The organism is Halomonas organivorans (assembly GCF_014192055.1).
Classification (GTDB): domain Bacteria; phylum Pseudomonadota; class Gammaproteobacteria; order Pseudomonadales; family Halomonadaceae; genus Halomonas; species Halomonas organivorans.
On record NZ_JACHXM010000059.1, the window covers coordinates 1 to 5,933 of the forward strand.

A 5,933-nucleotide genomic window follows, 5' to 3' on the forward strand; every position below is an offset into this window, starting at 1 on the left:
GCGCCCTGCTCGTGGACCACCGGGATCAGCCGGATGCCGGCCGGGGCGAAGATATCCATGGCGTCCATGAAGGCCGAGCCCATGATGCCGAACATATCGGTGACGCCGTTGGCCACCAGGGTCTCCACGAAGGCCTCCGAGGGCGTCATCGTCTGCTTGCCCTGCACGACCTGGCGGGTATCTGCGGTGTTGTCGGTGCTCATGGGAGTCCTCCGAGCCGGTTGAAGATATTCATGATTATTTTATGGAACCAATTATTCCGATATCCGGAACAATTGAGACTCTAGGAGGTTGTCTTCACCGGCGTCAAGACAAAATCTCATAAAACGGTACAATTTGATTCTTTTTATGAGACTAGCTATGCTCGCTGAACCCGCTCGAGCACGAGACACGGCATCCCATGCGACAGGTCCCCTGACGGGCCGAGGAGACGAAGATGATCGACCCGATGAACGCCCAGCCCGACACGCTACGCTCGGCACGCGAGTTGTTCGGCATCGACAGCGACCTGCAGGTGCCCGTCTTCAGCGAGCGCGATGAGTACGTGCCCGAGATCGACGAGGCTTATCGCTTCAACCCCGACGTGACCCTGGCGATCCTGGCCGGCTTCACTCGCAACCGCCGAGTGATGGTTCAGGGGCTGCACGGCACCGGCAAGTCGACCCATATCGAGCAGGTTGCCGCACGCCTCAACTGGCCCTGCCTGAGGGTCAACCTGGACGGTCATATCAGCCGTCTGGACCTGGTGGGCAAGGACGCCATCGTGGTGCGCGACGGGATGCAAGTCACCGAGTTCCAGGAGGGCATCGTGCCCTGGTCGCTGCAGCGGCCGGTGGCGCTGATCTTCGACGAGTACGATGCCGGCCGCCCGGACGTGATGTTCGTGATCCAGCGCATCCTCGAGCGGGACGGCCACTTCACGCTGCTCGACCAGAACCGGGTCATCCACCCCCACCCCCACTTCCGGCTGTTCGCCACCGCCAACACCGTGGGGCTGGGCAACCTCAGCGGCCTGTACCAGGGCACCCAGGTGCTCAACCACGCCCAGATCGACCGCTGGAACATCGTCGCCAAGCTCGACTATCTGCCCAGGGAAGAAGAGGCGGCCATCGTGCTCGGTCGAGTGCCCAGCAAGAACACCGACAAGGGCAGGACATTGATCGCCGCCATGGTCGCGGTCGCCAACCTGACGCGCCAGGGCTTCGCCGCCGGCGACCTGTCTACGCTGATGTCGCCGCGCACCGTGATCACCTGGGCGGAGAACTGCGAGATCTTCCGCAACCCTGCCCTGGCCTTCCGCCTGTCCTTCCTCAACAAGTGCGACGAGGCCGAGCGCCCCATCGTCGCCGAGTACTACCAGCGCTGCTTCGGCGAGGAACTCGACGAGTCCTGGATGCGGGAGGCGACGCCGTCATGACCGAAAGCGCCCAGCAGCAGGCGCGCCGCCAGCAGCGGATCGAGGAGCTGTGCGCGGCCAGTCTGCGTGCGATGACCGGCCAGGCCGACCTGCACTATCGAGGGCGACGCCTCTACCGCGGAGAGTCGCGTCTGCCGACCCGTGCGCCCCATCTGCGCATCGATCCCGCGCAGGATGACTTCGCCGATTGCCGGGCCGCGGCCGACGGCATGGCCCTGCGCCTGCTGCACTCCAACCCCGCCTGCCACCACGATCACTGCCCTGAGGACGCGGTCGAACGGCTGGTCTTCGAACTGCTCGAACAGCTTCGCGTGGAGACCCGCGCCCCCGACGACATGCCGGGCATGGCCGACAACCTCCTGCGGCGCTTCGAGCACTGGTCCCGCGACTTCTACCGTTCCGGGCTGACCGAGGGCAGCATCGGCATGCTGCTATACACCGTGGCCCAGATGTGCTGGTCGCGCCTGCAGGCAAAACCGGTGCTGGAGGAGACCGAGGACACCATCGAGGGCACCCGCGCCTCCCTGGTGGGCGAGATGGGCACGGCCCTTCGCGGCCTGCGCCGGCATCGCCACGACCAGGCGACCTACGCCAAGCACGCCCTGGCGATCGCCCGGATCGTCGGCGAGCGGGTACGCGCCGAACAGGCCCGGGCCGGGGACGACGACGAGGCCGGGGACCCGGAAGAGGGAGCCACCGGCGCCTTCGCCCTGCTGCTCGACCTCGAGGAAGGCGACGGCGACGACATCGCCATCGACGCTGCGGCCACTGGCCGCAGCAAGGTGTTCGAGGACGCCGCCCAGACCTACCGGGTCTATACCACCCGCTTCGACCGTGAGGTCGCCGCCGGCAGCCTGGTGCGCCGCGCCCTGCTGCGTGAGAACCGCGAGCGGCTGGACCAGGCCACTACCGAGCAGGGCATCAACCTGCCCCGCCTGGCCCGTCGGCTGGGCAGCGTGCTCTGGGAGCCGCGCCCCGACGGCTGGGCCTACGGCGAGGAGGAAGGCCGCATCGACGGACGTCGACTCGCCCAACTGGTCAGCTCGCCCACCGAGCGGCGGCTGTTCTACCGCGAGCAGGTCAAGCTGGGCGCCGACTGCGCCGTCAGCCTGCTGATCGACTGCTCGGGCTCCATGAAGCACCACATCATGCCCGTGGCGATGATGGTCGAGAGCCTGATCCGCGCCCTGGAGATGATCGGAGCCGGCACCGAGCTACTCGGCTTCACCACCGGCGCCTGGAACGGCGGGCGAGCCTACCAGGCGTGGATGAGCCGCGGACGCCCCCACGGACCGGGGCGCCTCAACGAGGTCTGCCACCTGGTCTTCAAGGATGCCGATCGCAGCTGGCGGCGCGCCCGCACCGACATTGCCGCCCTGCTCAAGCCCGACCTGTTCCGCGAGGGGATCGACGGCGAGGCGGTGGACTGGGCCTGCGAGCGGCTGCTGGCCCGCCCCGAGCGCCGGCGGCTGCTGATCGTGATCTCCGACGGCTGCCCCGCGGACAGCGCCACCAACCTGGCCAACGACGCCTACTACCTGGACAACCACCTCAAGGAGGTGGTCGCCCGGCGCAGCCGGGAGGGCCAGGTGGAGGTGCTGGGCCTTGGCGTGGGCCTGGACCTCAGTCCCTTCTATCGCCGCTGCCTGGCCACCGACATGTCCCAGGCACTGGACACTCACCTGTTCGACGAGATCGTCGAGCTGATCGGCGGCCGCCACCGGCGCTGACGATCGCACAACCCGACACGGCATTCGTGTCACGACCGAGGAAACCGTAATGGCCAAGACCCGCATGGTGACCCAGTTCGGCATGGGTACCTCGATCCGCAGCCGCAACTACACCGAGGCCGCGGCAAGGGCGATCCGCGATGCCCTGTGGCACAACTCGCTCAACGTGGCCGACGCCTTCGGCTTTCCCAAGGAGGCCATGCTGATCGACGTGGAGGTCGGGGTGCAGGACCCTTCCGCCGTCGACCCCGCAGCCCTGCTCGGCATCTTCCCCTACGGCCAGCCGTCGGTACGCCTGGTCAAGGGCGGGCTGGACGTGGACAAGCCCGACGGCAGCGGCACCAGTGTGATCGCCAACGCCGCCGTCATCGTCTCCTTCGACATGGAGCCTGCACATGACTGAACGACGCATCATTCTGGAGATGGGCACCGGCAACGACCTCTACGGCGAGGACTACACCAAGGCCGCCTGCCGCGCCGTGCAGGACGCCCTGCACCACTCGTCCATCGTGCTGTTCAAGTCGCTGGGCATCGATCACCGCCAGATGCGGGTCCAGGTGACCATCGGCGTGCAGGAGCCAGAGAAGGTCGACGTCGCGGTGGTGGCGGCCGAGCTGCCCCGCGGCCGCGCCGAAGTGAGCGTGGTGCACGGCGGCCTGAACGTCCACGATCCCGAACAGACCACCACCCACGTCATCGCCACCGCGGCGATCGCCGCCCTCCTGCCGATCGAGCCCGACGGCTGGCGACTGTGCAAGCCCGCCGTCTGACCACCTTGCGCGCCTTGTCACCGATGAGGGGCGCGCTCAGCTCAGCTCGGAAAGGATCAGTCCGCTCCCGATCAGCATCAGGGTGACGAAGGCCAGGCGGCGCATGGCCAGGGCGGAGAGCTGCGGCGGCCAGCGGCGGCCCGCGTAGGTGGCCAGGGCCACCACGGGAATGGCCCAGGCGGTGAGGGTGAGGATCTCGAGATCCAGCTGCCCGCGCAGGGCGACGAACAGGGTGCGCATCCCCGAGGTGACCGCGAACAGCAGGATCAGCATGTTACGGATCGCCACCAGCGGCATCGGCTGGCGATAGCACTGGTAGATCACCGGCGGCCCGGCGATGCCGAACAGCCCGCCGCACAGTCCCGACAGCGCGCCGCTGACGAAGAAACTGGCCGGCGAGGATAGGGTCGCCCGCTGGCGGGGGCGCAGCACCAGGCTCAAACCTCCATAGCACACCACCAGACCCAAGGCGATGCGCACCAGGCTGGCGGCGCTGCTGCTGAGCGCGTCGAGCAGCACCACGCCGAGCACGATCGCCGGCAGGATGCCCGCGATGGTGGCCAGGGTCACCCGCCGGTCGAGGTGACCCAGCTTGCCCGGCAGGGCCACCGCGCTGTTGGCCAGGGTCATCAGGCTGACCACCGCGGCCACCGACGCCACCGGCGCGATGGCCAACCCGCTGGTGGCCCCCATCACGATCATGCCCAGCCCGAAGCCGGTCACCGTCTGGAAGTAGCCGGCCAGGGCGGCGATGGCCAGGAAGGCCAGGGGAATCTCGAGGTCCATGACGGATCAACCGGCCACAGCGGCATCCCGGGCCTCGGCGGCCTGGGCCTGTACCGTAGTCACGGCGATGACGTGATAGATGTCGTCGACGCTGCAGCCCCGGGACAGGTCGTTGGCTGGCCTGGCAAGCCCCTGCAGCAGCGGGCCGATGGCCTCGGCGCCGCCGATCCGCTCGGCCAGCTTGTAGCCGATATTGCCGGCCTCGAGATCCGGGAAGATCAGCACGTTGGCATTGCCCTTGACCTTGGAGTCGGGCAGCTTTCGCTCGGCGATTTCCGCCACGATGGCCGCATCGAGCTGGACATCCTCGTCGATGGCCAGCCCCGGACGGGCGGCCTTCACGCTGCGCGCCGCCTGGACCACCTTTTCCACGTTGCCGTGCCGGGCGCTGCCGCTGGTGGAAAACGACAGCATCGCTACCCTAGCCTCCTCGCCCAGCAGGGCCTCGGCGCTGTCCGCCGCGGCCATGGCAATCTGGGCCAGCTGCTCGGCGTCGGGGTCGATGACCAGGCCGCAGTCGGAGAAGATCATCCCGCCCTTGAGACTGTGGAAGGGCTGGCACAGCATCATCAGGAAGAAGCTCGAGACCAGCCGGCTACCCGGCGCCAGGCCGAGCAGCTGGATGGCGCTTCGCACCACGTCGGCGGTAGTGTTCACTGCCCCCGCCACACTGCCATCGGCGTGCCCCTCGCGTACCAGCAGGTTGGCGAAGCACAGCGGCTCGCGCACCGCCGCCTCGGCCTGCTCGCGGGTCATGCCCTTCTTCTCGCGCAGCGCGAACAGCGCCTCGCCCAGGGGCTCGACCAGCGGCGAGGTGGCCGGATCGATCAGTTCGACGTCCGACAGGCCGAGCCCCTCGGTCCGTGCCACCGCGGCCATGGCATCACGGTTGCCCACCAGGATGACGTGGGCGATCCCATCCTCAGCCGCCCTGACCGCGGCGCGCAGCACCCGTTCATCCTCGCCTTCGCAGAGCACGATGCGCCGGGGCGAGCGGCGGGCGCGCTCGAGGATCCGATTCAAGGCTTTCATGATATGACCTCCCGTCTCTGCCGCGCGGCGCGGCAGTCAAAAAAGCCCCCGACACGGTCGGGGGCAACACACTGCGACACGCTGGACTCAGACGTAGTCCTGATACTTCTCCAGCAGCCGCACCGGCTTCTTCAGGGCGTCGCGGCGGAAGGGGTCGCCCAGCTCGCGGGTGCACATGATCTCCAGGATGCAGGTCTT

Annotated in this window: 7 protein-coding genes; 4 read left to right on the forward strand and 3 right to left on the reverse strand. The window is 67.9% G+C overall.

Annotated elements, in window-relative coordinates:
* A partial coding sequence (locus tag FHR96_RS22130; RefSeq protein WP_246393061.1) for a thiamine pyrophosphate-binding protein occupies window positions 1-203 on the reverse strand: 203 nt, incomplete at its 3' end.
* 233 nt (window positions 204-436) lie between these two features.
* Between FHR96_RS22130 and FHR96_RS22135 the strand changes: the two genes are divergently transcribed.
* Genes FHR96_RS22135 through FHR96_RS22150 form a run of 4 tightly spaced genes read left to right on the forward strand, consistent with a single transcriptional unit; the run spans window position 437 to window position 3,917 of the window.
* Window positions 437-1,417, forward strand: coding sequence for an AAA family ATPase (locus tag FHR96_RS22135; protein WP_183389881.1), 981 nt, complete (start codon window positions 437-439; stop codon window positions 1,415-1,417).
* On the forward strand, window positions 1,414-3,147 hold the full coding sequence (locus tag FHR96_RS22140) for a cobaltochelatase CobT-related protein (protein WP_183389882.1): 1,734 nt from the start codon (window positions 1,414-1,416) through the stop codon (window positions 3,145-3,147). The genes FHR96_RS22135 and FHR96_RS22140 overlap by 4 nt, the downstream gene beginning before the upstream one ends.
* Before the next feature lie 49 nt (window positions 3,148-3,196).
* Window positions 3,197-3,550, forward strand: coding sequence for a Lin0512 family protein (locus FHR96_RS22145; protein WP_183389883.1), 354 nt, complete (start codon window positions 3,197-3,199; stop codon window positions 3,548-3,550).
* Window positions 3,543-3,917: a Lin0512 family protein gene (locus FHR96_RS22150; protein WP_183389884.1), complete on the forward strand. Its 375-nt coding sequence runs from the start codon at window positions 3,543-3,545 to the stop codon at window positions 3,915-3,917. Before FHR96_RS22145 ends, FHR96_RS22150 begins: the two co-directional genes overlap by 8 nt.
* 36 nt (window positions 3,918-3,953) lie before the next feature.
* On the opposite strand, the gene FHR96_RS22155 is transcribed toward FHR96_RS22150, so the two are convergent.
* Both FHR96_RS22155 and pta read right to left on the reverse strand, forming a co-directional pair.
* Complete coding sequence (locus tag FHR96_RS22155) at window positions 3,954-4,703, reverse strand: sulfite exporter TauE/SafE family protein (RefSeq protein ID WP_183389885.1); 750 nt, start codon at window positions 4,701-4,703, stop codon at window positions 3,954-3,956.
* A gap of 6 nt (window positions 4,704-4,709) precedes the next feature.
* Window positions 4,710-5,735: a phosphate acetyltransferase gene (pta, locus tag FHR96_RS22160; RefSeq protein ID WP_183389886.1), complete on the reverse strand. Its 1,026-nt coding sequence runs from the start codon at window positions 5,733-5,735 to the stop codon at window positions 4,710-4,712.
* Between the last annotated feature and the right edge of the window lie 198 nt (window positions 5,736-5,933).